Here is a 24,032-nt window from a genome sequence, read left to right as displayed (position 1 = left end):
CCTTATGGTCGAAGTATTCATCCGCCGGCCGGTGCTCTCGCTGGTCATCTCGCTCTTCATCACCCTGCTCGGGGTAGGAGCGCTGTATACACTGCCTGTCACGCAGTTTCCTGACATCGTGCCGCCCTCCGTGACCGTGCGGGCTAAGTACAATGGGGCCAACGCCGAAGTGTGCGCCAAAGCCGTGGCTACGCCGCTGGAGCGGGCCATCAACGGCGTGCCGGGCATGACCTACATGAACACAGTGACCACCAACAACGGCACCACGCTCATTGAGGTGTTTTTTGAAGTCGGCACCAACCCCGACCTGGCCGCCGTGGCCGTACAGAACCGCGTGACGACCGTTATCGACGAGTTGCCCGAAGAAGTTATTAAAGCCGGCGTAGCCACTGAGAAGGAGGTAAACAGCATGCTGCTCTATCTCAACGTGGTCAGCGACGACGCGGCAGTGGGGGAGAAGTTCATCTACAACTTCGCTGACATCAACATCCTGCAGGAACTCAAGCGCATCAAGGGCGTGGGCCTGGCCGAAATCATGGGCAACCGCGAGTACGCTATGCGCGTGTGGCTCAAGCCCGACCGGCTCCTGGCCTACCGCGCCGGGGCCGATGAGGTGGTGGCCGCTATTCAGGCCCAGAGCGTGGAAGCCGCCCCCGGCCGCACCGGCGAAAGCTCGGGCCGCGACGCGCAGGTGCTGCAGTATGTGCTGCGCTACACCGGCAAGCTGTTCGAACCCGAGCAATACCGCAACATCGTGGTGCGCGCCAACCCCGACGGCTCAGTGCTGCGTCTAAAAGACGTGGCCGACGTGGAGTTTGGGGTGCAGACCTACCGCATGCTGTCCAAGTCCAACGGCAGGCCCTCGGCGGCCATCATGCTCAAGCAGCTGCCCGGCTCCAACGCCTCCGATGTGATTGCTCAGGTAAAAGAGCGCATGGCCGAGCTGCAGAAGACGAGCTTCCCACCGGGCATGCGCTACACCATCAGCTACGACGTGTCGCGCTTCCTCGACGCCTCTATTCACGAGGTGGTACGCACGCTGTTTGAAGCCTTTTTACTGGTGTTCGTCATCGTGTACCTGTTTCTGCAGGATTGGCGCTCCACGCTGATTCCGGCCCTGGCCGTGCCGGTAGCGCTGGTGGGTACCTTATTTTTTATGCAAGTGCTGGGTTTCTCCATCAACCTGCTGACGCTGTTTGCGCTGGTGCTGGCCATCGGCATCGTCGTCGACAACGCCATTGTGGTGGTGGAAGCCGTGCACGCCAAAATGCACGAGGAACATCTCTCGGCTATGGATGCCACGCTGGCCGCTATGCGCGAAATCAGCGGCGCCATCGTGGCTATCACGCTGGTGATGTCGGCCGTGTTCATCCCTGTTTCCTTTATGAGTGGGCCGGTGGGCGTGTTTTACCGGCAATTTTCGCTTACGCTGGCTATTAGTATTGTCATTTCGGGCGTGAATGCCCTGACACTGACTCCTGCCCTGTGCGCCCTGCTGCTGAAGCCCACGCCGTCGATTGAGGGCGATTCACACGAGGTCGGCGAGCAGCCTCGGGGCCTGCTGGGTCGCTTCTTTGCCGGTTTCAACCGCCGCTACGAAGCTTTTGCCGGGCGCTATCAGAATCTGGTGCGCACCCTGGCCAGTCGCCGATTAGTCACGGTAGGCCTGCTGGTGTTCTTCTTTGCCGCCACCTGGGGAGTCAACTCCATTCTGCCCACCGGCTTCATTCCGAGCGAGGATCAGGGCATGGTCTACGTGAACGTGACCTCACCGCCCGGCGCTACGGTGGAGCGCACCCAGGCCGTACTCGACGAGGTGCAGCGCGTGGCCCAGACGCTTAAGCCAGTGGAGTCCATTTCCACCCTGGCCGGCTACAGCTTGATGAACGACGTGTCGGGCGCTTCCTACGGCATGGGCATGATTAACCTCAAAGCCTGGGATGAGCGCGCAGAGTCGGTGACGCAGCTCATGGACCAGTTGCGTGCTAAGACCCGGCACATCACTGGGGCCCAGGTACAGTTTTTTACCCCGCCCACCGTGCCGGGTTTCGGCAACGCCGGCGGCTTCGATTTGCGCGTACTTGACCGCACTGGCCGGGGCGACCTGCACCAGACCAAGGCCGTCACCCAGCGCTTCATTCAGGCTCTGAACAAGACGCCGGCCATTGAAAATACCTTCTCCGGCTTCGACCCCAGCTTCCCACAGTACCTGATTCACGTTGACCCTGACTTGGCCGCCAAGAAGGGGGTAACCGTGGCCAGCGCCATGCGCACGCTGCAAACCCTGATGGGCTCGAACTACGCGGCCAGCTTTATTCGATTCGGGCAGATGTACAAAGTGATGGTGCAGTCCCTGCCCGGCTACCGCACCAAGCCCGAGGATATCCTGAATCTGTACGTTAAAAACGACCGGGGTGAGATGGTACCCTATTCCACCTTCGTGCGCCTGGAGCGCGTCTACGGTCCCGAGCAGTTCACCCGCTACAACATGTACACCTCGGCTACGCTCAACGGCGACACGTCGCCGGGCTTCTCCTCGGGCGACGCCATCCAGACCATCCAGCAGGTGGCGGCCAAGGAACTACCCCGCGGCTACACCTTCGAGTGGAGCGGCATGACCCGTGAGCAGATCATCTCGGGCAACCAGGCTCTCTACGTGTTCGGCATCGTGCTCGTGTTCGTGTATCTGCTGCTGGCTGCGCAGTACGAAAGCTTCACGCTGCCTTTGCCCGTGCTGCTGAGCCTGCCCACCGGCATCTTCGGTGCTTTTCTGGCCCTCAAGCTGCTGGGGCTGGAAAACAACATCTACGCCCAGGTCTCCCTGGTCATGCTCATCGGCCTGCTGGGCAAGAACGCCATCCTAATCATTGAGTTTGCCGTGCTACGGCGCAAGCAAGGGCTTTCGGCCCTGGACGCGGCGGTGGAAGGTGCCCGTTCGCGTCTGCGACCCATCCTGATGACCTCGTTTGCCTTTGTGGCCGGCTTGATTCCGCTCTGCATTGCCTCTGGCGCGGGCGCCATGGGCAACCGCTCCATTGGCACGGCCGCGGCGGGTGGTATGCTCATTGGTACCCTGTTTGGCGTGGTACTCATTCCGGGCCTGTACGTGCTGTTCTCCCGCGAGAAAAAGACAGCCGCTCCTCATGAAAAGCCGCTACCCGAGCCCGAAGAAGAAACGATGAAACGCCCGAGCCCGGCGCACGCGACTGCTTAGCCCTGACGTATGACTGATAGCACTCTTGTTTATTTGAAAGGCCTGCTCCGCCACTTCGCCCAGCTTGCCGGGGCTAGCGCTACCCATAGACTAGCGCCGTTGCTGGCCGTAGGACTGCTCGGCGGCTGCACCGCCGTGGCGCCGGCCGTGGTAACGCCCCGGGCCAATGTACTACCAGCAACCTACCCCAGCTCTGCTGCTCCCACGGATACCGCCGGTGTAGCCACCGTTTCGTGGCGGCAGTTCTTTGCCGATTCTGCCCTGGTGGCCCTTGTCGACACGGCCCTGCGAGCCAACCCTGACCAGCTCATTGCCGTGCAGCGCGTGGAAATAGCCCGCGCCGGGCTGGTAGCGGCCCGTGGGGCGCTGTTGCCTAGCGTCAGCGGCGGGGCCGTAGCCAGCTTCGACAAGTTTGCCGACTACTCTGGCGTGGGCCAGACGGATACTAATGACGGCCGGCCGCTGCCTTCCTTTGTGCCCGACCTGTTCTTAGGCCTGCGTAGCACCTGGGAAATTGACTTGTGGGGCAAGCTGCGCCAGCGCCGCCAAGCGGCTTTCGCCCGAGTGCTGGCCAGCGAGCAGGGGCGCCGTCTGGTGCAAACTGCCTTGGTTGCACAAGTAGCTAGCCTCTATTACGAGTTGTTGGCGGCCGACAACCAGCTGGCAGTGCTCGGCAAAAACCGGGAGCTGCAGGAGCGAGCCGTCGAAATCGTGAAGCTGCAGAAGCTAGGCGGCCGTGCTACAGAGCTGGCCGTGCAGCAGTTCACCGCCCAGCTGCTGCGTACCCGCAGCCTGGAGGCCGAAGCTAAGCAGCGGATTGCGGCCACCGAGAATACGTTGAATCGGCTACTCGGCCGCTATCCCCAGCCCATTCGGCGGGGCCACTCTTTAACGACTCAGAGCGTGCCGGCTGTCGTGTCTGCAGGGCTGCCTGCCGCTACGCTGCTACGCCGGCCCGACGTGCGGCAGGCTGAACTGGAGCTGGTAGCCAGCCGCGCCGATGTGGCTGCCGCCCGTGCCGCTTTCCTGCCTTCGCTAACGTTGTCGCCCTACTTGGGGCTAAATGCTTATTCGCCCGCGCTGCTGCTGCAAACGCCCGGCTCGCTGGCCTATGGCCTGTTGGGTGGCCTTTCGGCCCCAGTGCTCAACCGCAGCGCCCTGAAGGCCGAGTACAGCCGCTCAGCCGCTCAGCAGCGGGCAGCTTACTGGAACTACCAGAAAGTTGTTCAAACGGGTTTCGAAGAAGTGACTACCAACCTGCGCGGATTGGAAAACTACCGGCAGGTGGCCGACCTGCGTCAGCAGGAAGTAGCCGCCCTTACCCAGGCTGTTTCGGTATCCAACGACCTGTACCGGGCCAGCTACGCCAACTACCTCGAAGTAGTAACGGCCCAGCGTAGCGTGCTCGATGCCGAGCTGAGCCTAACGGAGGCCCGCCGCCAGCAGTTTCTGCTACTCATTGACCTGTATCGCGCCCTGGGCGGGGGCTGGACAGGGGCGGAAGTCCGGCCCTAAGTGCTGTCGGCAAGCACCGCCTTTGGGCCGCTGCCGTTTTTTTCACCAATCCCATGATCTATGTCCCGCACGATAATCGTCTCCAACCGTCTCCCCAACAAAGTCCTCCGCATGGACGAGAGCCTTACCTTTCAGCCCAGCGAAGGTGGGCTAGCTACGGGGCTGGGCTCTATCTACCGGAAAAACAACAACGTGTGGATCGGTTGGCCGGGACTATTCGTGCACGATGCCGCTGAGGAAACCTACGTGACCGAGCAGCTGCGGGCCGACAGCATGGCCCCGGTGTTTCTGACCGAGCCGGAAATTCGCGACTACTACGAGGGCTTTAGCAACGCTACGCTCTGGCCCACCTTTCACTACTTTCACCAGTTTGCTACCTACGTCGATGCGCATTGGGACGCCTATGTGGCGGTGAACGAGAAATTCTGCCAGGCGGTGCTGGCCCAGGCTGGCCCAGAGGACACTATCTGGGTACACGATTACCAATTGCTGTTGCTACCCGAAATGCTGCGCCAGGCTCGCCCCGGTGCTAGTATCGGCTTCTTTCTGCACATTCCATTTCCATCCTACGAGATATTCCGGGTGTTACCCTGGCGACTTGAATTGCTGCACGGAATACTCGGCGCTGACCTTATCGGCTTCCATACCTTCGGCTACATGCGGCACTTTCTCAGCGCCGTCTCGCAGTTGCTGGGGCTTCCCACCCAGAGCGGAGAGATTGAAACGGCCTCCCATACCGTGCGCGTCGACGTGTTCCCGATGGGCATTGACTACGAGCGCTACGCGCAGGCTGCCGCCTCAGACGAGGCTGCGCAGCATGAGCAGGTGTACCGCACCGCGTTGCGCGAGACCCGTGTCATCCTCAGCATCGACCGGTTGGATTACACCAAGGGCATTGCCCAGCGCCTGCGGGCCTTCGAGTGCCTGCTGAAGCGCTACCCCGAGTGGCGGGAGCAAGTCAGCCTCATCATGGTGGTGGTGCCTTCCCGCGACCAGGTGGCGCAGTACGCGGCCCTGAAGGAGGAAATCGACGAGTTGGTGGGCCGCATCAATGCCCAGTACCGCACCATCACCTGGAATCCCATCCAGTATTTCTACCATGCCTTTCCCTTAGAAGAGCTGGCGGCCCTTTACCGCTTGGCCGAGGTAGCGCTGGTCACTCCTCTGCGCGACGGTATGAACCTGGTGGCGAAGGAATACGTGGCCTGTAAAGCTGATCGGGGCGGGGTGTTGATTCTGAGCGAACGGGCTGGTGCCGCCCGCGAGCTATCCGATGCACTTATCATCAACCCGACCAGCACCACTCAGCTGGCCGAGGCCCTGCATACCGCCTTAGTGATGCCGGATACCGAGCAGCAAACCCGCATGGCTGCTATGCAGGCCCTGGTACGCCGGTATGATGTGTTCGACTGGACCGATAACTTCCTCAGCCAACTCGCCGATATGAAAGCGCAGCAGCGTACCCTGGCTACCGTGCCGCTTGATGGCAGCGCCACTGCCGAGCTGCTGCATGACTTTCAGAACGCGGGCCAGCGTCTGCTGCTATTAGACTATGATGGCACTCTCGTGCCCTTCCAGGCCGACCCGCGGCGGGCTCAGCCCGACCAGGAGCTGCGCCTGCTGTTACGGGCCTTGGCAGACTTGCCAGAAACCCGCGTGGTCGTTATCAGTGGCCGCGACCGGGCTACGCTGACCGAATGGCTAGGCGACTTACCGCTCGACTTCATCGCTGAACATGGGGTCTGGCTACGCCCGGCCGGGGACGAGTGGCAATTGGTTCAGCCCCTTAGCAATGACTGGAAACCCCGTGTACGTCGTGTATTGGAACTATACGTGGCCCGTACTGCTGGCACCTTTATCGAAGAGAAGGACTACTCACTGGTATGGCACTACCGTGGAGCGCAGCCGGCATTGGGCGTAGCCCACGCCCGCGAATTGGTGAGTCACCTGAGCTTGCTTACTGCTAATACTGAGTTGCAGGTGCTGGAAGGCAATAAGGTGCTGGAAATCAAAAATGGCGGGGTAAGCAAGGGGTACGCGGCCACCCGCTGGATAAGTCAATACGCTCCAAATTTTGTCGTGGCGCTGGGCGACGACCGAACCGATGAGGATACGTTCCAGGTACTACCCGCTGGTGCCTATGCTGTACGGGTAGGAGCAGTTCGACACTCAGCGGCCCATTACCATGTAAGCACACCTACTGATGTCCGGGAGCTGTTGCGGCAATTTCTAAGGTTTGGTTAACGGCTTGGTCTCATGCCCGCGACCCTGAGCCTGTTGTTGCCACGTAGAGGGGGCATAGGTGGGGCAGAGCTATTGCCCTTTACTATTTCTTGGGGTACACCTACAGAAGACCTCACGCCTGCTTCATTCCACTCTTGTTTTTCGCTTGGCTAGCTCATTTCCTTGGCGTTTGCTTCGTGCAATAGATGAACCGGCTGCCCGCTTACTTCTCCCGAATGCCTGACTCTTCTTCTTCGCGTTACGCCCAAGCCCTAGCCTGGCTTGATCAGCAGCTACTCCAGCGGCTTTACACCGACCGGATGCGCCGGCTTATCCTGCAGAGCTTTCCGTTCTGGTTCGCTTCCGTCGTAGTGGGATTTGTGGCCGTGGGTTACGAACGGTTATTTGTTTGGGCCGAGCAAGTCAGCTTTACGTGGCTCCACCGCGAGCCGCTGCTGGCCTTTGGGCTCACGCCGCTGGCTTTTCTGGTATCCTGGGCGCTGGTACAGCGCTGGGCCCCGGCGGCCCGGGGCAGCGGCATTCCCCAGGTCATGGCTGGCATTGAGTTGTCTAACCCAGCCCACCACCACCGCACGGGCTACCTGCTCAGCTTGCGCGTGGCCTTCGTGAAGGTGCTCAGCAGCGTGGCTTTGCTGCTCGGTGGCGGCGTTATCGGACGGGAGGGTCCCACCATTCAGATTTCAGCGGCTATTTTTCGGGCTATCAACAGGCTGCAACCTGCCGGCTGGCCGCAACTCTCGCGGCAGATTGCGCTGGTCACGGGCGGAGCGGCTGGCCTGGCCGCTGCCTTTAACACCCCACTCGGCGGCATTGTCTTCGTGGTGGAAGAGTTGACCCAAATGCACATGGCTCGCTTCCGTATGGCCGTGTTCTCGGCTGTTATTGTAGCGGGCCTGACGGCCCAGTCGTTGCTGGGACCTTACCTGTATCTGGGTTTTCCGAAGGTGACGGCTCACGCTGGGTGGTTCCTGGCCACCGTGGCACTGGTAGCCGTAATCTGTGGGCTGGCGGGCGCTGGGTTTGCCAAAACGCTGCTCTGGTTGGGGAATTACCGTAAACGGTTCACGACATGGGGCCAGCAGGCAGGCTGGGTAATAGGCTGCGGTCTGCTGCTGGCTGGGCTGGCCTACGCGGTGGGGCAGGAGGGCGTGGGCACGGGCAAGCCCATCATCAACCGGCTGCTATTTGCCAATGATGGACAAACGCCCTGGTACCTGTTTCCAGTGCGCTTTGCCGGCATGGCCCTAAGCTACAGTGGAGGTGGGGCGGGTGGCATCTTTGCTACGTCGCTCAGCGCTGGGGCCGTATTGGGCGATGGGCTATGCCGGCTGGGTAGCGTACCGCTGGAAGACCGCAACCTGCTGATTTTGGTCAGCATGGTGAGCTTTCTGACCGGCGTGGTGCGCTCCCCGTTTACGGCCGCTATTCTGGTACTGGAAATGACAGACCGCCACTCAGCCATCTTTCAACTGTTGCTCAGCGGGATGATGGCCCAGGCCGTGGCTTCCCTGGTAGACCCACATTCCTTCTACGAGCACCTGAAAGCGGGCTTTATGCGCGAGGCACTAGCGCAGACATCACCGCCCGTTACACGACCAGCAGGTAGCACAGCGCAGCAGTAAGCCGGAGTTAGGTATAACCACCTGATAATACACTATGGGCGCCACCATCTGGCTTATGCTAAGCCTCGCTATTCTGTCAGGGGCCCGCGACCCTGGGTCGCTGCACCACCGCGACTGTTGCGGGTAGTTTGCCGCCCGGGGAGCTAAGCTGCTCTGTTCGGCAGGAAGCGCTCTTACCCGAGCGGTAAGAAAAAGCGTTTCGGAAGTGCTAGCAGAGCCAACGCCTACCACGTGCTATTTTCTCTGCTCCTTAGGGTGGGTGGGAACAAAGGAGCTAATGCCTCATGCACGCCCCGGGCTATACTCTCTGTGGTGGCGAGCTGTCCGCGCGTCATGTGCCTCTTGATTTGCTGCAACTGCTGCTGGCTGTGGTCAACTTCTTCTTCCAGCGCGGGCCGGTTGTGGGCTATGTCCTTGAGTTGGGCAGGCAGCTCCGATAACAGGTCGCGTAGCGCGTCCTCGTTTGGCGGTTGACTGAGCAAGGCCCGGTGCTTGATGCGCAGCCGCTCGTATGAGGTCATGGACATGATAGTAGATGTTTCCCAGTTGTAACCCATGGCCGGGGTGATGGATGGTGAGCCAGATAGCGCTAACTGGGGTAAGAGTCGCTTTGGGTAGCCAGCCGCCGTATTGTGCTGACGGACATGCTGGTGCGATGGCCCTTGAGTGGTTCCAAAGGAGCCAGTCGAAGATTAAAACAGTGTGAACGACGCATTAAAAAACATTAACGGTCCGGCCGAACTCGGTTCCGCCACGTTGGCGTACTACCCGGCCTTACAGCTGGCCGCCAGAATTTGGCAAGTGGGCTTTGTTCTACCCACACTCCTGTAATTAGCGTCTACTCTAACCTGCAACTGGCTTTTTTGATGGAATTATACAACACCCTGGCGTTGCTCATTGTGATTGCCGCCGTATTCGGCTACGTCAATCACCGCTTCCTGAAGCTGCCGGGCACCATCGGGCTGATGGTCTTAGCGCTAATTTCGTCCTTGCTGGCCATCGGGCTCGGTAAGCTCGGGGTGCATTGGGTGCTTACGGCCGGTCAACTAGTGCGGAGTATCGACTTTCACGCGGTGCTTATGCAGGTGATGCTGAGCTTTTTGCTTTTTGCCGGCGCCCTGCACGTCGACTTGCGGGCCTTGGGCAAAGAAGGCGTTGCGGTGGGAGCCATGGCTACCGCGGGCACGCTGCTCTCCACCGCGTTGGTTGGTACGGCGTTTTACTACCTGCTGCCGCTGTTTGGGTTGCCTATCGACTTTATCTACTGCCTGCTGTTCGGGGCCCTTATTTCCCCCACCGATCCGATTGCCGTGCTAGGCATCTTAAAGGAAGCGCGCATTGACAAGCGACTGGAAATTCGCATCGTAGGCGAGTCCCTCTTCAATGACGGCATTGCCGTGGTGGTGTTCGTGAGTTTGTTTCAAATAGCTCAGTACGGAGCCGCGCAAGCCACACCCGCCGTGATTGGTAAGCTGTTTCTACAGGAAGCTGTGGGTGGTATTGCCCTGGGGGCTGCGCTGGGGTATGCCACCTATTGGGCCCTGCGCAGCATCGACCACTACCAGGTGGAGGTGATGATTACCCTGGCCCTGGTGATGGGCGGCACGGCCCTGGCCACGCAGCTGCACACCTCGGGCCCGCTGGCCATCGTGGTGGCGGGCTTGATTGTGGGCGACAAGGGCCGGCAGCTAGGCATGTCGGACGTGACGCGCGAGTACCTGGACAAGTTCTGGGAGCTGCTCGATGAGATTCTTAACGCAATACTCTTCGTGCTCATCGGGCTGGAAATGCTCATTCTCGACATCAGCCGCACCACGCTGCTGGTAGGCGTGGTGACCATCGTAGTGGTGCTGCTGGCCCGCTGGGTGTCAGTAGGCCTGCCATTAGGACTGCTACGCCGATATTATCCCTTCGACCGCCAAACCCTGCGGGTGCTGACCTGGGGTGGGCTCCGGGGCGGTATTTCCGTAGCTCTGGCCCTTTCCTTGCCCGAGTCCATGTCCCGCGACCTGATTGTGGGTGTCACGTACGTGGTGGTAATTTTCAGCATCATTGTGCAGGGCCTGAGCATTGGGCCGCTGGTCAAAAAGCTGGGGTTAAGTACCGGTGAGGCCCCCGCCGACGCTGACCACTAACGGCCCCGTTATGAACCAACTCCGCGCCTTGTGGCAGAACGTTAACGCCAGCCTGTGGTTTGTGCCTACCTTACTGGTGGCCGCCGCCATAGGCTTAGCGTTGTGCATTCACTGCAAAAGCACACTGATGCTTACGCCCCATTCCTGCCTGAGTTGAACCTGGGGCCGTCGGTATTATTGAAGACTGCTTAACAAGCCCATCTCTTGGCCGATGGGCTCTGTTGCCGGCAGCTTAGCCGTTGCTACTGCTGACCAACATATGACAACCGCCGGAAAGCTCCTCATTAACTAGGACGCGGGTGTGACTCGTTAAGAGAAGTAGTATTCGTTGAGTACGCCTTAAAGTCATGGACGCAACGCTGAACCTTAGCACGTAGCTCAGCCAATACCAGAAATACTGAGAACAAACCGCCTTGTAGTCTGCCTACTTTTAAAAAAAGACGAGAGTGTTTGCCGGGCTCCCCCAGGGTAGCTGGTCTAGGTACTACTACATAGGCTCACTCAAAGGGTAGGCGCTATTTGTTTTAGCCATGTTTTACCTATACACAAAAACACCCTGTAAGTGCTTGTCTCACAGGGTGTTTAAGAAGTGCTATGTGGTCGCGCTAGGAATCGAACCTAGATCAAGAGCTTCGGAAACTCTTATACTATCCGTTGTACGACGCGACCAGATCTGTTCGGATGTGGGGCAAAAGTAGAGAGAAAAATATGCCCTGCCAAACGCAAACGGCATTTGCTGCCGCAATAAGCTCGAAAATTCCTTTCTCAGTCAGCATAACCAAAATCGGCGTAAGACAGTTAAGTCAGATACACAACTGCTTACTTGTTCAACCAACACCTCCCATGAAAAAGAATCTGTATACGGCCGATGCAACGGCTACTGGCGGCCGCAGTGGCCATGTGCGCTCTTCCGACAGCGTTATCGATATGGATATGTCGGTGCCCGAAGGGTTGGGCGGCCGTAAAGGCGCGACAAACCCCGAACAGCTATTTGCTGCCGGCTATGCATCCTGCTTTCAGCAGGCTCTGATTGTTATCACCGGTCGCGAAAACATCAAGCTGGATCCAAACAGCACCGTACAATGCTCGGTTACGCTGTTTCAGGAAGGCGAGGCCTACGGCTTAAGTGCCGTGCTGGACGTGGACTTGAAAGACATGGACCAGCAAAAAGCCATCGAAATTGTCAACAAAGCTCACCAGATCTGCCCCTATTCAGTGGGTACTCGTGGCAACATGGAAGTCGAGCTAAAGGTGGCTGGCCAGCCTGCCGCCGTGCCCGCTGACAACAGCTAGCCCGAAGTATACTGCATAGAAAAAGCCTGCCCTGTGATACAGGGCAGGCTTTTTCTATGCAGTTCCACGGCCAGTACTAATAGGCGCGGCCGGCTTCGTGTTGGGCCGGCTTGGTAGCTTCTCCAACCAGTAGCTCAACCGGGTTAGGATAGAAGGTGGTAACCGAGTTGGTGTAGCGCATCCGGCGAATGGGCGTGTCGTGCTGAAACACAGTAGGGCACTTCGCCCCGATAGGGACCAGCATCAGGCCACTAGGCGGGGCGTTGACGCCAAAGCGGCTGTCGAGCACAGTGTCGAAGTAGTATAAATAGGGCTCCAACCAGTTCAGGTAGCTTTTCTGCTTGGTTTGGGAGGCTGTTTCGATGCGCAGTCCGGGAGCATTGGTGGCCAGAGCCTTCTGCAGTTCCACTGCGTTGAGCGGGGTGTTATTGAGCATAGGCACCACATCCCACTGCCCGTCTATCATCACCCACTTTTGCTGGTCGCGCAGCCACGCTTCGGCTACGGCGTGGCCAGCACCGTCGCGGCGGGTTTCTACATCGGCAGTTTTCAAATAAACAGCCCGGGTTGGAATCCCAATGGCGGTTAGCACGCCGCTCAGGACAATGCTGTACTCAATGCACTGGAATTCCTGGCCCAGCGCTGCATCGTGCAAAATAGAAAGTGGATCGGCTTTGCGGGCCCGGTTGCGGCCGTTGTGCACCCAGCGGTTGTGTACCCAGGTGCAGAGGGTCTTCACCTTTTCCAGATCAGTCGATTTACCGGCTACGATGTCGTCTAGAGCATACGTGGCACGCAGATTCGTCAGGTAGTCCTCGTCGGGAGTGCTGTACTGGAACGTGTACGAAGTCGCATCAGCAGTAAGGGCAAATTCCAGGGGCTGGCTCTTGGCCGACGTGCGCTGAGCAAACGAAGGAGAGCTTCCACACAATGCCGCCAACAGGACAATTCCAGTTATGGCCTTTGGGATCATGAGTAAAGGTTTTGGGCAAGTAGGCAGTTAAGTAGAGAGCGGGGGAGGCGGGATTGTAACGTGAAATAAATTCTTAGGTTGTTGCTATACTATATTGCAAAAACAATAATAAATGGTTATCAACCTGACACAAAAGCGTGCTTAATCACATGATTATGTAGCATAAAAAAGCCCACTCGTTATAACGAGTGGGCTTTTAGGCTGCTTCCGGCTAGGGAAGCAGCGAAGCTTAAATGCCTTGGGAGGCCAGTACTTCTTTTACTTTCTGAGCGGCGTCTTTCAGCAATACGGCCGAGTACACTTTCAGGCCGCTTTCGTCGATGATGCGGGCGCCTTCTTCGGCGTTGGTGCCCTGCAGACGCACGATAATCGGCACCTTGATGTCACCGATGTTCTTGTAGGCTTCTACTACCCCGTTGGCTACCCGGTCGCAGCGCACGATACCGCCGAAGATGTTGATCAGGATGGCCTTTACATTCGGGTCCTTCAGGATGATGCGGAAACCAGCTTCTACGGTCTGGGCATTGGCTCCACCCCCTACGTCGAGGAAGTTGGCCGGCTCACCGCCCGAGAGCTTGATGATGTCCATCGTGGCCATAGCCAGGCCGGCGCCGTTCACCATGCAGCCCACGTTGCCGTCGAGCTTCACGTAGTTCAGGTTCGAGGCCGAAGCTTCTACTTCCAAGGGGTCTTCCTCGTTGGTGTCGCGCAGGGCTACGAAATCCTTGTGGCGGTACAGGGCGTTTTCGTCCAGGGTTACCTTGGCGTCAACGGCCAGGATCTTGTTGTCCGACGTTTTCAGTACGGGGTTGATTTCGAACATCGAGGAGTCGGTGTCGTCGTAGGCTTTATACAGAGCCGTTACGAACTTCACCATTTCCTTGAAGGCTTCGCCCTCGGTGCCAAGGTTGAAGGCAATCTTGCGGGCCTGGAAGCCCTGCAGCCCCACGCGGGGGTCGATGATTTCCTTGTGGATCTTCTCGGGGTGCGCCTCGGCCACTTCCTCGATGTCCATACCACCCTCGGTGGTGTAGATAATAACGTTTTTGCCCGAGGTACGGTCGAGCAATACGCTCATGTAGTATTCCTTGGGTTCGGAGGCGCCGGGGTAGTACACGTCCTGAGCAACGAGCACCTTGTGTACTTTGCGGCCTTCGGCACCGGTTTGTTTGGTGACGAGCTGCATGCCAATAATCTGGCTGGCAATGTCTTTTACCTGCTCCAGGTTTTTGGCGAGTTTCACCCCGCCCCCTTTACCGCGGCCACCCGCGTGGATCTGGGCCTTAATCACGTGCCAGCTAGTGCCGGTGTCGGCGGTCAGCTTTTTAGCCGCTTCAACAGCTTCTTCAGCGGTGTCGGCTACAATGCCTTCCTGCACGCGTACGCCGTAGCTTTTGAGGATTTCTTTACCCTGATACTCGTGAATGTTCATAGAGGGTCAGTTCAATGGGGGTTGACGGGGTGGTGTTCTACTAGGCCACGAAAGTAGGCATTATTCGCTGTCATTGCGAGTAAGGGCCCGGAATCCGGGTAGCCGAAGAGTAAAAATGTCTTTTTAACTGCCGTAAGCCCGATTTGTTGGTCAGACAATCGGTTGTCCTGGCCCTCGGGTCCTGCGCTACATTGTAGTACTAGCTTCCGACGGAAGCACGCTCTACTGCCCATACCACTGCGCCATTACCTGCTCAGCGGCCTTGTGCTGGGGCGTAAAGTCGGCGTGGCGGCGGGCCGGGCCATCGGGCTGCAGGCCGGGGTACCATTTCCAAATAAACAGGCCCTTAAACCAGGGCTGGGGCCAGAAGGTCTCAAACAGCGCCGCGTAGCAGGCCGCTTGGGTTTGCTCATCGGGGGTGTAGAATACGGCCGTGCGGTCGGGCCAGGTCCAGGGTTCGATGGCCGCGTCGGCGGTATTGCGGTAGCCAGCTTCGGTGAACACCACGGGCTTTTTAAATTTGCGTTGCACCCGTACAATAGCCGCGGCGTGCTGCTGCCAGGCCAGCAGCAGCTCGCTCTTGGGCGGACTGCTCGCCTTACTAAGTGGGAAGTAGGCCTGGATGCCGATAAAGTCCAGGGCATCCCAGAAGTTGACCCGCTCAAACTCGCCGCTCCAGTTGGCCGCGTAAGTCAACGGGCCGTGGTACACCCGGCGTACCGCTTTAATAAGAGTGCGCCATTCCTTTTCGTGGCCTACAGTCTTCTCTAATTCCGTCCCGATACAGAGGCCGCCAAACTGGTTTTCTTCCGCTAGCTGGGCGTAGTGCAGTATAAACGTGGAGTAGGCGGCAAACCAGGCGCGCCAGTCGGCGGCTGTCTGCATCTCAATGCTGCCGGGCCAGGCGCCGGGGCCCCGTACCCACAGATGGGGCTTGAGCAAGGTTTGAATGTTACGCGTTTGAGCCAGCTGGGCCGTGTAGACAATACCCGCGTCGGTTTCGCCCCAGTAGCCGCCCCGGCTCCGACGGCGCTGTCCGGCCCCGCTGTGCAGTTGCACCAAGGGCTGGGTGGCCGCCGGCTGCCAGCCAAATGGAATTTGTGCTATCCAGGTGACGTGTGCCCGGGTCAGGGGCTCGAATTGAGCATCAGTAACCGAGTCGCCGGCCACCCAGCTCACCCCCCGAAAGCGGCCGTCGGCCAGTAGCTCCGGCTGGGGGCGCGCCTGGGTAGGGCCGGGTGGTAATGAGGCTGGGGTGCGGGGCCATTGCCACCACGTTGCCACAAGGGCTAGAAGGACGGTCAGCGCCGCTGCTGGCCAGAGCCGCAGCCAGTGACGGGAGGCAAACGGGACAAGGATAGGAGGCAAAGCAGAAAGGTGGGAAAAAAGAAATCAGGCGTAGGCGCAGCACACCCGGCCTTTTATCCGTAGCACGTTGAAAAGCTGGTCGGCAACCGGAAGCTAATCTGCACTGGAAACCCGACAACTCCCTACATTCCGTAGATTTGTTTTCAATACGCGCTCATTCAATTCTGCTTTCCCTTGCTGCAGGCTATCAACGTTCGGAAGAAATACAACACGCTGGAAGTGCTCCGGGGCATAGATCTAACGATTGAAAAATCGGAAATCGTGTCGATTGTGGGCTCCTCGGGGGCCGGAAAAAGTACCCTGCTGCACATTCTGGGCACCCTTGATAACCCCGACTCAGGTGAGGTCTTGTTCGATGGTACTTCGGTCAGTTCCCTGGGGCGGTCCGATCTGGCCCGGTTTCGCAACCGCCACATCGGCTTTATCTTTCAGTTTCATAACCTGCTGCCCGAGTTTACGGCCCTGGAAAACGTGTGTTTGCCCGCCTACTTAGCGGGCCGCTCGGAAAAAGAAACCCGGGTACGGGCCCGCGAATTGCTCGGGATGCTGAACCTGGAGCGCCGCGCCGACCACAAGCCCTCGGAAATGAGCGGGGGCGAGCAGCAGCGCACGGCCGTAGCCCGGGCCCTGATCAACTCGCCCGAAATTATCTTTGCCGACGAGCCCAGCGGCAACCTCGACTCCCAGAATGCGCAGGAGCTGCACCAGATTTTCTTCCTGCTGCGCAAAGAACTCGGCCAAACCTTCGTCATCGTGACTCACAACGACCAGCTGGCCGAAATGGCCGACCGGAAGATTACCATGAAGGATGGTAACATTTGGGAAGGCTAGTCACTGTAGTCAGCCTTGCTACGATAACTAGGTAAGTGTAAATACGTTAAAAGCCCTGTCGGACCTGAGTCCGGCAGGGCTTTTTTGTGCCTAATGCCAGCCTGTATCCGCAGCTAGAAAAGGCGTAGGAATAAACCAAAGCCCGGGAACACATAGTATATGGCGTACGTTTGCTATTGTGCTAACCTAGTTAGAAATTATGCTTGTGAAATTGTTTTGTAAGTGTCTGATAATCAGTGATAAAATTTACTAAAAAAGTACTGGTTTTTTGCACCAAAAAGCCCGTACTTTAGTTTAGTAATAGAACAACAAAACGTACTACAGGGAAATTAAGAACAAGACCATGACTGAGGCCACCAAAACAACCAAAGATCAGGTTCGCAAGAACAAAGTGGAGAGCTACGATATTGCTCGTTCCGATGAGACGCTGGATTTGGCCAAAGACTTGGCTAAGTTTATCAAAGACAATAAACTCAGCACTACGGTGCAGGGCAAGGAGTTTGTGAACGTGGAAGGCTGGCAGTACGCCGGTTCGCGCCTGGGCATCGTACCCATCGTGGATCATGTCATCAACGTGAGCACCGAAGCCGAGTTGAAATATCAGGCCAAAGTGACGCTGTTCGACTTACGCAGCGGCCACACGGTAGGCGCGGGCTTCGCCATCTGCTCGAATAAGGAGCAGGGCAAGAAGTTCTACCAGGAGTTTGCCATCATGAGCATGGCCCAGACCCGGGCCATCGGCAAAGCCTACCGCAACATCCTGGCCTGGATTATCCGGGCGGCGGGCTACGAGCCCACCCCGGCTGAGGAAATGGACTATGGCGGCAACACGACCGATGCGAAGGTGGTTGCAGCTGCTCCGGCTCCTCAGGAAGCTCCCGCTGCCCAAGTAGCTGCGGCTATGAAGGCCGTGCCTGCTGAGCCCGTGCAGGAAGCTGCCGCTCCCGCAGTAGCCTACGCTACGGCGTCGCAGAAAGAGGAAATCATCCGTTTGCTCAACCATCCGGTGATTACCCGTCAGGAAAAGACCAAGATGCTCTTAAACATCAACCGTCTGGACGAAGAGCGCGCCACTCAGGCTATTGCTAAGCTCAAGAAGGCCATTGATGACCGTGAAAACGGCGAGTCGGCTGCCGCTTAAGCTGCTAGGAGTACCAATTAGAGTTTAGCAAAAGCCCGGTTCCATTTGGAGCCGGGCTTTTTTGTTGTGCTTAAAGCCATATCTGTCATCCTGAACGCAGCAAAGCGGAGTGCAGGACCTTATCACGCTAGCATTCGTTCTTCATATGAGTGACTTTCTAACCTGATAAGGTCTTTCGCTGGCTCAGAATGACAGGCGTACATGGGAATGATTAGGCCGGGCTTCCGTTTCCGCCCTGGTGGCGTTACCTTCGCCGGATTATTTCTACCCATATTTTTACGCTTTGTCACAGCTACCAACCGACGATATTCTGCTGGTCTTGCGCCAGACCTGGGGCCACGCGGCTTTCCGGCCGATGCAGGAAGATATTATCCGCTCGGTACTAGCCGGGCAGGATACCCTGGCGTTGCTGCCGACCGGCGGGGGCAAGAGCATCTGTTTTCAGGTGCCGGCCCTGGCCCGGCCGGGCTTGTGTGTGGTTGTCTCGCCGCTGATTGCCCTGATGAAGGACCAAGTGGAGAACCTGCGCAAGCGTGGCATCAAGGCCGAGGCAGTGTACGCGGGCATGAGCCACACCGAAATTGACCAGACGCTGGACAACTGCGTGTACGGCCCGGTGAAGTTTCTGTATGTGAGTCCGGAGCGGCTCCTGACGGAGATGTTTCAGGCCCGGGTCAAGAAGATGCGGGTGAGCCTGCTGGCCGTGGATGAGGCGCACTGCCTGTCGCAGTGGGGCTACGACTTTCGGCCGCCGTACTTGCGCATTGCTGAGCTTCGGGAGCTGCTGCCGGGCGTGCCCTGCATAGCCCTTACGGCCACGGCCACCGAGCAGGTACGCCAGGATATTGTCGAAAAACTGAATTTTGGGGTCAGCCACCGGATTTTTCAGCAGAGTTTTGCTAGGCCCAACCTGTCGTACTCGGTGCTAAGCACGGAAGACAAGCTGCGGCGCCTGGAAGAAGTGCTGCGTGGGGTAGGGGCCGACAAAACCAGTATCGTGTACGCGCGCACCCGCCGCCAAACCGAGGATACGGCCGCCTTTCTGCAACAAGCCGGCGTGAAGGCCGCTCCTTACCACGCGGGGCTGCCCTCAGAGCAGCGCAGCCGCACCCAGCTGGACTGGATGCAAAACCGGATCCGCTGCATCGTGGCGACGAATGCTTTTGGCATGGGCATCGACAAGCCCGACGTGCGCCTGGTCGTTCACCTCGACGCGCCCGACAACCTGGAAGCCTACTACCAGGAAGCCGGCCGGGCCGGGCGCGACGAGAAGTACGCCTTTGCCGTGCTGCTGCAAGCCCCCAACGATGCCGACGAATTGCGCCGCCGCACCCAGCAGGCTTTTCCCCCGCTCGATACCGTGCGGCGCGTGTACCAGGCGCTGGCCAACTTTTCGCGCACGGCCGTGGGTGGGGGCGAGCTGGTTGCCTTCGACTTCGATTTGCAGCAGTTTGCCGAAACCTACCGCATCAAGGCTCTGGATGCCCACAATAGCCTCCGGACCCTGGAACGGGAAGGCTTCGTGCAGGTGAACGAGGCCGTAAACAACCCGGCCCGGGTCCACATTCCCATCGACCACACCGATTTGTACCGGTTTCAGGTGGCCAATGCCCAGCATGACCAGCTTATCAAAAGCCTACTGCGCTTCAACGGCGGGGAGTTGTTCACCGGCTTCCAGCGGATTTCGGAAAACAGCTTGGCCCAACACTTAAAGAAAAGTGTGGTGGACGTGCGCAAAATGCTGGTGTTTCTGCACCGCTCGGGCATTATCCAGTACCAGCCCAAGCACGAGTCGCCCCAGGCCCTGTTCACGACGGGCCGCTACGATGCCGACAAGCTGCCGCTGGACCAGAAGCGCCTCAACCAGGCCCGGGACCTGGCTGTGCACAAAACCGAGTCGGTGCTACGCTACGCGGCCGGGGGGCGCTGCCGCCAGCAACTGTTGCTGGAATACTTCGGGGAGCTGGATGCGGCCCCCTGCAAGATCTGTGATTATTGCCTGGCCCAGAAAAAGGCCCGGCAGGCCGCCGCGCCCGTGGCCGGCTTGCGCGAGCAGCTGGTGCAGCTGCTTAAAGCCACGCCCCAGACCCCGCGGGAAGTGCTGGCCCACTTTGCCCCGGGCCAGGCCACGGCCGTAACCGAGCAGCTGCGGGAACTGGTGGAGCTGGGCGAGCTGCGCTACGCCCCGGATGGACGGCTAAGGTAGCCGAGGCAAATCCAGAGTTTTAATCAATCTAATTGACTGACACTCGGAAAGCGGCTGGCGTCAGGCCGGTTTTGCTTTTGAACAGGCGGGTAAAATACTGAGGGTATTCGAAGCCGAGTTGATAAGCGGTTTCGTTGATAGTCAGGGAGGTAGACAGCAGCAGGCGCTTGGCTTTTTCAATCAAGCCGTGGTGCAGGTGCTGTTGGGTGGTCTGGCCGGTCAGGGTGCGCAGCATGTCGCTCAGGTAGGCCGGCGACACGTGCAGGGCATCGGCAAAGTGCTGCACCGTGGGCAGGGGCTGCTCGCCATCCTGCGCAAAGTAGGCGGTCAGCAGCTCCTCGAAGCGGGCAAGCAGGTCGTGCTCGGCAGTGCGCCGGGTCAGAAACTGCCGGTGGTAGTAGCGGTTGGCATAGCTGAGCAGCACGTCGAGCTGGGACACCAACAGCTCCTGACTGAAGGCGTCGATGGGTTGGTCGTACTCGGCCCGAATGCCACGCAGCAGGCCTTCCAGCAGCGTTTCTTCCTTGGCCGAGAGGTGCAAAGCCTCATTTGCCTGGTAGGAAAAAAAGCTGTAGCCGGGCATCTTCTTAGCCAGCGGGTGTTTCAGCAGCAAATCGGGGTGGAAAATCAGCATCCAGCCGCTCAGCTCTGAGGCATCCAGGGTTTCATCGGCCGCAAATACCTGACCCGGCCCGAGAAAGAATAGCACGCCTTCCTTGAAATCGTAGGATTGCCGGCCGTAGATGATGTTGCCTTTCAGCCCGCGCTTCAGCGCAACGGTGTAGAGCTGCTGCACCACCGGCGTCGTGACGCGGGGTAGGCAGCGGGCCTGCTCCAGGTCGACTACCGTGAGCAGCGGGTGAGCCGGGGCGGGCAGGCCGTAGAAGCGGGTATAGTCCGTGACGGTATTGAGGACCAGAAACTCTTTGGCGGTATTTTTCATGGGGGCAAGAAAAAACGGTTGGGCCGGCTGCGGGCTGAAAGCAGTTATTCTCTCAACCCGCGGCCGGCCGTAAAGTCACCGCAGCGGCTTAGAAACCTTCGGGGTAGGCGGCCCCAGCCGAGCTGCCAACCGGCATAATAGCTTCCAATTCAGCTAGTTCGGCGGGGCTGAGCGTGAAGCTGGCCGCCGCTACGTTCTGTTCCAGGTACTTACGGCGCTTGGTGCCGGGAATGGCTACCACGCCCTGGGCCAGCACCCAGGCCAGGGCCAGCTGGGCGGCCGTTACGCCTTTGTCCTGGGCTAGGCTTTGCAGCTTTTCAACCAGGGCCAGATTCCGGTAGAAATTCTCGCCCTGATAGCGCGGGAAAATTCGGCGGGAGTCATTGGCCTCTAAATCGTCCGGGGTCTTGATTTCGCCCGATAAAAAGCCCCGGCCCAGCGGCGAGTAGCCCACGAAGCCAATACCCATGTCGCGCGTTACCTGCAGCATGCCGTCCTCTTCCACGCCCCGGTCGAACAGCGAATATTCGGTTTGCAGAGCGGTAATGGGATGCACCTGGTGGGCCCGGCGCAGCACGTCGGCCGTTACCTCACTCAGGCCCAGGTAGCGTACTTTGCCTTCTTCGACCAAGCGGCTCATGGCGCCTACCGTGTCTTCAATCGGCGTGTTGGGGTCGAGGCGGTGCAGGTAGTACAGGTCCACGTAGTCGGTGCCCAGGTTGCGCAACGAGCGTTCAATCGACTTGCGCACGTAGTCGGGCCGGCCGTTGTAGCCACCCGTCCAGGTTTCGTTGTCGTCGACTTCAAAGCCGAATTTGGTAGCCAAAATAACCTCTTGGCGGCGCCCGGCAATAGCGCGGCCCACGAGCCGCTCGTTGAGCAGGGGGCCATAGAGGTCGGCCGTGTCGAGCAGGTTGACGCCCAGTTCGAGGGCCCGGTGAATGGTGGCAACGCTTTCGGTTTCGTCGGCTTCCCCGTACACGCTCATGCCGTTTACGCCGGCCGTCATGCCCATGCAGCCCAGGCCCTCGACGGGTACTTCCAGGCCTTGGCTGCCCAGGGCCACTTTCTTGATGGTGCTCATACTGTGGTTGTGAAAAAGAATAGTGGAGGAATAGGATTACGCTACAAAGGTCTGACTATAAGGCCCCGGCCGGGTTACACAAACCGGTGCTTCTGCAACACAAAACGCGGCGGCTACCGCCACGCCTGTACCTGGTGGCCCCCGAAGATGCTGCGGTTGACGGCTGCGGAGAAGATGCCGTAGGGCGACGTCGGGGCCAGCGCACTGGCGTCACTCAGCTGCTGGAGCTGTTCGGTCGTTAGCTGCACATCGAGGGAAGCCAGGTTGTCGTGGAGTTGTTCCAGCCGGCTGGCCCCCAGGATCAGGGAGCTGATACCAGGCTGGGCCAACGTCCAGGCTAGGGCTACCTGGGCCAGGGGCCGTTGCAGCTGGGCAGCTACGTCGCGCAAGGTTTCCAGTACGCGCCAGTTGTGGTCGGTAAACTTGCTGTTGCCAAAGGGGTTGGGGCCCGTAAGGCGGCCCGGGCCGGTAGCCCCGCTACCTTCCCGCTCGTACTTACCGGCCAGAAAGCCGGCGGCCAAGGGGCTCCAGGGCGTGATGCCCAGGCCACAGGCCTGGGCCGCGGCTACGTGTTCCTGCTCGATGGTGCGGGACACGAGCGAGTATTCGAGCTGCAGGGCAATGGGGGCGGGCACATGGTGCACGGCGGCCAGCGTGGCGGCCTGGGCGGCGTACCAGGCGGGCACGTTGGAGAAGCCGAAGTAGCGGATTTTGCCCGCCCGTACCAGGTCGCCCAGAGTTTGCAGAACTTCCTCTACCGGCGTTACCATATCCCAGGTGTGCAGCCAATACAGGTCGAGGTAGTCGGTCTGCAGGCGGCGCAGGGAGCCTTCCAGGGCCCGGTGCACGTTTTTGCGGCCGTTGCCACCGGCGTGGGGATTACCAGCTTGAGCGTTGAAGCTGAACTTGCTGGCCAGCACCAGCTGGTCGCGAAGGCCATAGTCCGTAACGTAGCGGCCCAGTAGCTCTTCACTACGGCCGCCAGAATACACATCGGCCGTGTCGAGGAAGTTGCCGCCGGCCTCCACGTACGCCCGGAAAATGGCCTCAGATACGTCGTCGGTCGAGCCCCAGCGCGGGGTGCCGAAGGTCATGGTGCCCAGGGCCAGCGGACTGACAATCAGGCCGGAGCGGCCCAGGGTGCGAAAGGAAGTGAGGTTCATAGGCAGGGGATGGGGTAGCAGAAATGTATCGTGCAAAGGTGTCGACAGCCGTTCACGGTCGGGCTACACAAAACCGGGCTTCTGCTATACAAAAGCCGCCCCGGCTACCGCTGAAGATCAGGGCAGCCGGGGCGGCTTTCGTATGCGGACTATCCTGGCTTACTTCTTCAGCAGCTTCAGCAGCTCGTGGGCGGCTGGCTCGGAGGAGGCCGGGTTCTGGCCCGTAATCAGGTTGCCTTCCGTTACCACGTAGGGCTGCCAGTCGGCGCCTTTGGAGTAGTTGCCGCCGCTTTGCGTGAGCATGTCTTCCACCAGAAAAGGCACCACGTCGGTGAGTTGCACGGCTTCTTCTTCGGTGTTGGTGAAGCCCGCTACTTGCTTGCCTTTCACCAGCAGCTCGCCATTGGGCGCCTTCACGTGGCGCAGCACGCCGGGCGCGTGGCACACGGCGGCCACGGGCTTGCCGGCGGCATACAGCGTCTCGATCAGCGCAATCGACTTTTTGTCTTCGGCCAAATCCCACAGCGGGCCGTGGCCGCCGGGGTAAAATACGGCGTCGTAGTCGGCCGCCGAAACCGAGTCGAGCTTTACTGTCGTAGCCAGGACCTGCTGGGCTTCGGGGTCGGTTTTAAAACGCTTGGTGGCTTCGGTCTGGGCGCTGGGGTCGTCGCTCTTGGGGTCGAGGGGCGGCTGGCCGCCGGCGGGCGAGGCCAGGGTCAGGGTGGCGCCGGCATCCTTGAAGACGTAGTAGGGGGCGGCAAACTCTTCCAGCCAAAAGCCGGTTTTGTGGCCCGTGTTTCCCAGCTGGTCGTGGGAGGTCAATACCATCAGAATGTTCATCGTATTCAGGATAAGGGGGGAAAGAAGG

The 24,032-nt window shown here is 59.2% G+C and carries 17 protein-coding genes and 1 tRNA gene; 9 read left to right on the top strand and 9 right to left on the bottom strand.

Features of this window, described 5'->3' with window-relative positions; translation table 11 throughout:
• Nucleotides 1-4 precede the first annotated feature (4 nt).
• The 4 genes from E5K02_RS08090 to E5K02_RS08075 all read left to right on the top strand — a co-directional run bounded on the left by E5K02_RS08090 (nucleotide 5) and on the right by E5K02_RS08075 (nucleotide 8,595).
• Nucleotides 5-3,214, top strand: coding sequence for an efflux RND transporter permease subunit (locus tag E5K02_RS08090; protein WP_135393811.1), 3,210 nt, complete (start codon nucleotides 5-7; stop codon nucleotides 3,212-3,214).
• A 9-nt stretch (nucleotides 3,215-3,223) separates the two neighbouring features.
• Nucleotides 3,224-4,729: a TolC family protein gene (locus tag E5K02_RS08085; RefSeq protein ID WP_135393809.1), complete on the top strand. Its 1,506-nt coding sequence runs from the start codon at nucleotides 3,224-3,226 to the stop codon at nucleotides 4,727-4,729.
• A gap of 60 nt (nucleotides 4,730-4,789) precedes the next feature.
• The gene (locus E5K02_RS08080) at nucleotides 4,790-6,973 is read left to right on the top strand and encodes a bifunctional alpha,alpha-trehalose-phosphate synthase (UDP-forming)/trehalose-phosphatase (RefSeq protein ID WP_135393807.1); all 2,184 of its coding nucleotides are present in this window, start codon (nucleotides 4,790-4,792) and stop codon (nucleotides 6,971-6,973) included.
• Nucleotides 6,974-7,188: 215 nt separating this feature from the next.
• Nucleotides 7,189-8,595: a chloride channel protein gene (locus E5K02_RS08075; RefSeq protein WP_135393805.1), complete on the top strand. Its 1,407-nt coding sequence runs from the start codon at nucleotides 7,189-7,191 to the stop codon at nucleotides 8,593-8,595.
• A gap of 224 nt (nucleotides 8,596-8,819) precedes the next feature.
• Here E5K02_RS08075 and E5K02_RS08070 read toward each other — a convergent pair whose 3' ends face one another.
• Nucleotides 8,820-9,122 carry a hypothetical protein gene (locus E5K02_RS08070; protein WP_135393803.1) on the bottom strand — a complete coding sequence of 101 codons (303 nt, stop codon included), beginning with the start codon at nucleotides 9,120-9,122 and terminating at the stop codon, nucleotides 8,820-8,822.
• 339 nt (nucleotides 9,123-9,461) lie between these two features.
• Here E5K02_RS08070 and E5K02_RS08065 point away from each other — a divergent pair, with 339 nt between their 5' ends.
• The gene (locus tag E5K02_RS08065; protein ID WP_135393801.1) at nucleotides 9,462-10,730 is read left to right on the top strand and encodes a cation:proton antiporter; all 1,269 of its coding nucleotides are present in this window, start codon (nucleotides 9,462-9,464) and stop codon (nucleotides 10,728-10,730) included.
• Between the two features lie 597 nt (nucleotides 10,731-11,327).
• Here the strand turns inward: E5K02_RS08065 and E5K02_RS08060 are convergent.
• Nucleotides 11,328-11,399: transfer RNA gene (locus E5K02_RS08060), tRNA-Arg, on the bottom strand.
• Nucleotides 11,400-11,573: 174 nt separating this feature from the next.
• On the opposite strand from E5K02_RS08060, the gene E5K02_RS08055 reads away from it, so the two are divergent.
• Nucleotides 11,574-12,023, top strand: coding sequence for an organic hydroperoxide resistance protein (locus tag E5K02_RS08055; protein WP_135393799.1), 450 nt, complete (start codon nucleotides 11,574-11,576; stop codon nucleotides 12,021-12,023).
• Between the two features lie 76 nt (nucleotides 12,024-12,099).
• On the opposite strand, the gene E5K02_RS08050 is transcribed toward E5K02_RS08055, so the two are convergent.
• The 3 genes from E5K02_RS08050 to E5K02_RS08040 form a co-directional block, all read right to left on the bottom strand.
• The gene (locus tag E5K02_RS08050) at nucleotides 12,100-12,996 is read right to left on the bottom strand and encodes a transglutaminase-like domain-containing protein (RefSeq protein WP_135393797.1); all 897 of its coding nucleotides are present in this window, start codon (nucleotides 12,994-12,996) and stop codon (nucleotides 12,100-12,102) included.
• 229 nt (nucleotides 12,997-13,225) lie between these two features.
• On the bottom strand, nucleotides 13,226-14,428 hold the full coding sequence (sucC, locus tag E5K02_RS08045) for an ADP-forming succinate--CoA ligase subunit beta (protein WP_135393795.1): 1,203 nt from the start codon (nucleotides 14,426-14,428) through the stop codon (nucleotides 13,226-13,228).
• A 222-nt stretch (nucleotides 14,429-14,650) separates the two neighbouring features.
• Nucleotides 14,651-15,796, bottom strand: a complete 1,146-nt coding sequence (locus E5K02_RS08040; RefSeq protein ID WP_135393793.1) for a glycoside hydrolase family 113 — start codon at nucleotides 15,794-15,796, stop codon at nucleotides 14,651-14,653.
• Between the two features lie 174 nt (nucleotides 15,797-15,970).
• Between E5K02_RS08040 and E5K02_RS08035 the strand changes: the two genes are divergently transcribed.
• The 3 genes from E5K02_RS08035 to E5K02_RS08025 all read left to right on the top strand — a co-directional run bounded on the left by E5K02_RS08035 (nucleotide 15,971) and on the right by E5K02_RS08025 (nucleotide 19,974).
• Entirely contained in the window at nucleotides 15,971-16,627 is a 657-nt protein-coding gene (locus E5K02_RS08035) for an ABC transporter ATP-binding protein (protein WP_135393791.1), read from the top strand.
• A gap of 343 nt (nucleotides 16,628-16,970) precedes the next feature.
• Nucleotides 16,971-17,768, top strand: coding sequence for a hypothetical protein (locus E5K02_RS08030; protein ID WP_135393789.1), 798 nt, complete (start codon nucleotides 16,971-16,973; stop codon nucleotides 17,766-17,768).
• 283 nt (nucleotides 17,769-18,051) lie between these two features.
• Nucleotides 18,052-19,974, top strand: a complete 1,923-nt coding sequence (locus E5K02_RS08025) for a RecQ family ATP-dependent DNA helicase (protein ID WP_240737197.1) — start codon at nucleotides 18,052-18,054, stop codon at nucleotides 19,972-19,974.
• Between the two features lie 28 nt (nucleotides 19,975-20,002).
• Here the strand turns inward: E5K02_RS08025 and E5K02_RS08020 are convergent, their stop codons facing one another.
• The 4 genes from E5K02_RS08020 to E5K02_RS08005 form a co-directional block, all read right to left on the bottom strand.
• Nucleotides 20,003-20,917, bottom strand: coding sequence for a helix-turn-helix domain-containing protein (locus E5K02_RS08020; RefSeq protein WP_135393787.1), 915 nt, complete (start codon nucleotides 20,915-20,917; stop codon nucleotides 20,003-20,005).
• A gap of 88 nt (nucleotides 20,918-21,005) precedes the next feature.
• Nucleotides 21,006-22,001, bottom strand: a complete 996-nt coding sequence (locus tag E5K02_RS08015) for an aldo/keto reductase (protein WP_135393785.1) — start codon at nucleotides 21,999-22,001, stop codon at nucleotides 21,006-21,008.
• A gap of 113 nt (nucleotides 22,002-22,114) precedes the next feature.
• Nucleotides 22,115-23,164, bottom strand: coding sequence for an aldo/keto reductase (locus E5K02_RS08010; RefSeq protein ID WP_135393783.1), 1,050 nt, complete (start codon nucleotides 23,162-23,164; stop codon nucleotides 22,115-22,117).
• A 159-nt stretch (nucleotides 23,165-23,323) separates the two neighbouring features.
• The gene (locus E5K02_RS08005; RefSeq protein ID WP_135393781.1) at nucleotides 23,324-24,004 is read right to left on the bottom strand and encodes a type 1 glutamine amidotransferase domain-containing protein; all 681 of its coding nucleotides are present in this window, start codon (nucleotides 24,002-24,004) and stop codon (nucleotides 23,324-23,326) included.
• Nucleotides 24,005-24,032: the final 28 nt, after the last annotated feature.

This window comes from Hymenobacter metallicola (assembly GCF_004745645.1).
GTDB classification, from domain to species: Bacteria; Bacteroidota; Bacteroidia; order Cytophagales; family Hymenobacteraceae; genus Hymenobacter; species Hymenobacter metallicola.
The sequence above is the reverse complement of the archived record's forward strand: the minus strand, read 5'-3'. Positions and strand labels throughout refer to the sequence as shown.

Bases quoted from the DNA above. Each gene is read 5' to 3' on its own strand.
- E5K02_RS08050 (WP_135393797.1), bottom strand. From the start codon at position 12,996: ATGATCCCAAAGGCCATAACTGGAATTGTCCTGTTGGCGGCATTGTGT.
- E5K02_RS08020 (WP_135393787.1), bottom strand. From the start codon at position 20,917: ATGAAAAATACCGCCAAAGAGTTTCTGGTCCTCAATACCGTCACGGAC.
- E5K02_RS08085 (WP_135393809.1), top strand. From the start codon at position 3,224: ATGACTGATAGCACTCTTGTTTATTTGAAAGGCCTGCTCCGCCACTTC.
- E5K02_RS08080 (WP_135393807.1), top strand. From the start codon at position 4,790: ATGTCCCGCACGATAATCGTCTCCAACCGTCTCCCCAACAAAGTCCTC.
- E5K02_RS08055 (WP_135393799.1), top strand. From the start codon at position 11,574: ATGAAAAAGAATCTGTATACGGCCGATGCAACGGCTACTGGCGGCCGC.
- sucC (WP_135393795.1), bottom strand. From the start codon at position 14,428: ATGAACATTCACGAGTATCAGGGTAAAGAAATCCTCAAAAGCTACGGC.
- E5K02_RS08090 (WP_135393811.1), top strand. From the start codon at position 5: ATGGTCGAAGTATTCATCCGCCGGCCGGTGCTCTCGCTGGTCATCTCG.
- E5K02_RS08005 (WP_135393781.1), bottom strand. From the start codon at position 24,004: ATGAACATTCTGATGGTATTGACCTCCCACGACCAGCTGGGAAACACG.
- E5K02_RS08070 (WP_135393803.1), bottom strand. From the start codon at position 9,122: ATGTCCATGACCTCATACGAGCGGCTGCGCATCAAGCACCGGGCCTTG.
- E5K02_RS08075 (WP_135393805.1), top strand. From the start codon at position 7,189: ATGCCTGACTCTTCTTCTTCGCGTTACGCCCAAGCCCTAGCCTGGCTT.
- E5K02_RS08015 (WP_135393785.1), bottom strand. From the start codon at position 22,001: ATGAGCACCATCAAGAAAGTGGCCCTGGGCAGCCAAGGCCTGGAAGTA.
- E5K02_RS08030 (WP_135393789.1), top strand. From the start codon at position 16,971: ATGACTGAGGCCACCAAAACAACCAAAGATCAGGTTCGCAAGAACAAA.
- E5K02_RS08010 (WP_135393783.1), bottom strand. From the start codon at position 23,164: ATGAACCTCACTTCCTTTCGCACCCTGGGCCGCTCCGGCCTGATTGTC.
- E5K02_RS08065 (WP_135393801.1), top strand. From the start codon at position 9,462: ATGGAATTATACAACACCCTGGCGTTGCTCATTGTGATTGCCGCCGTA.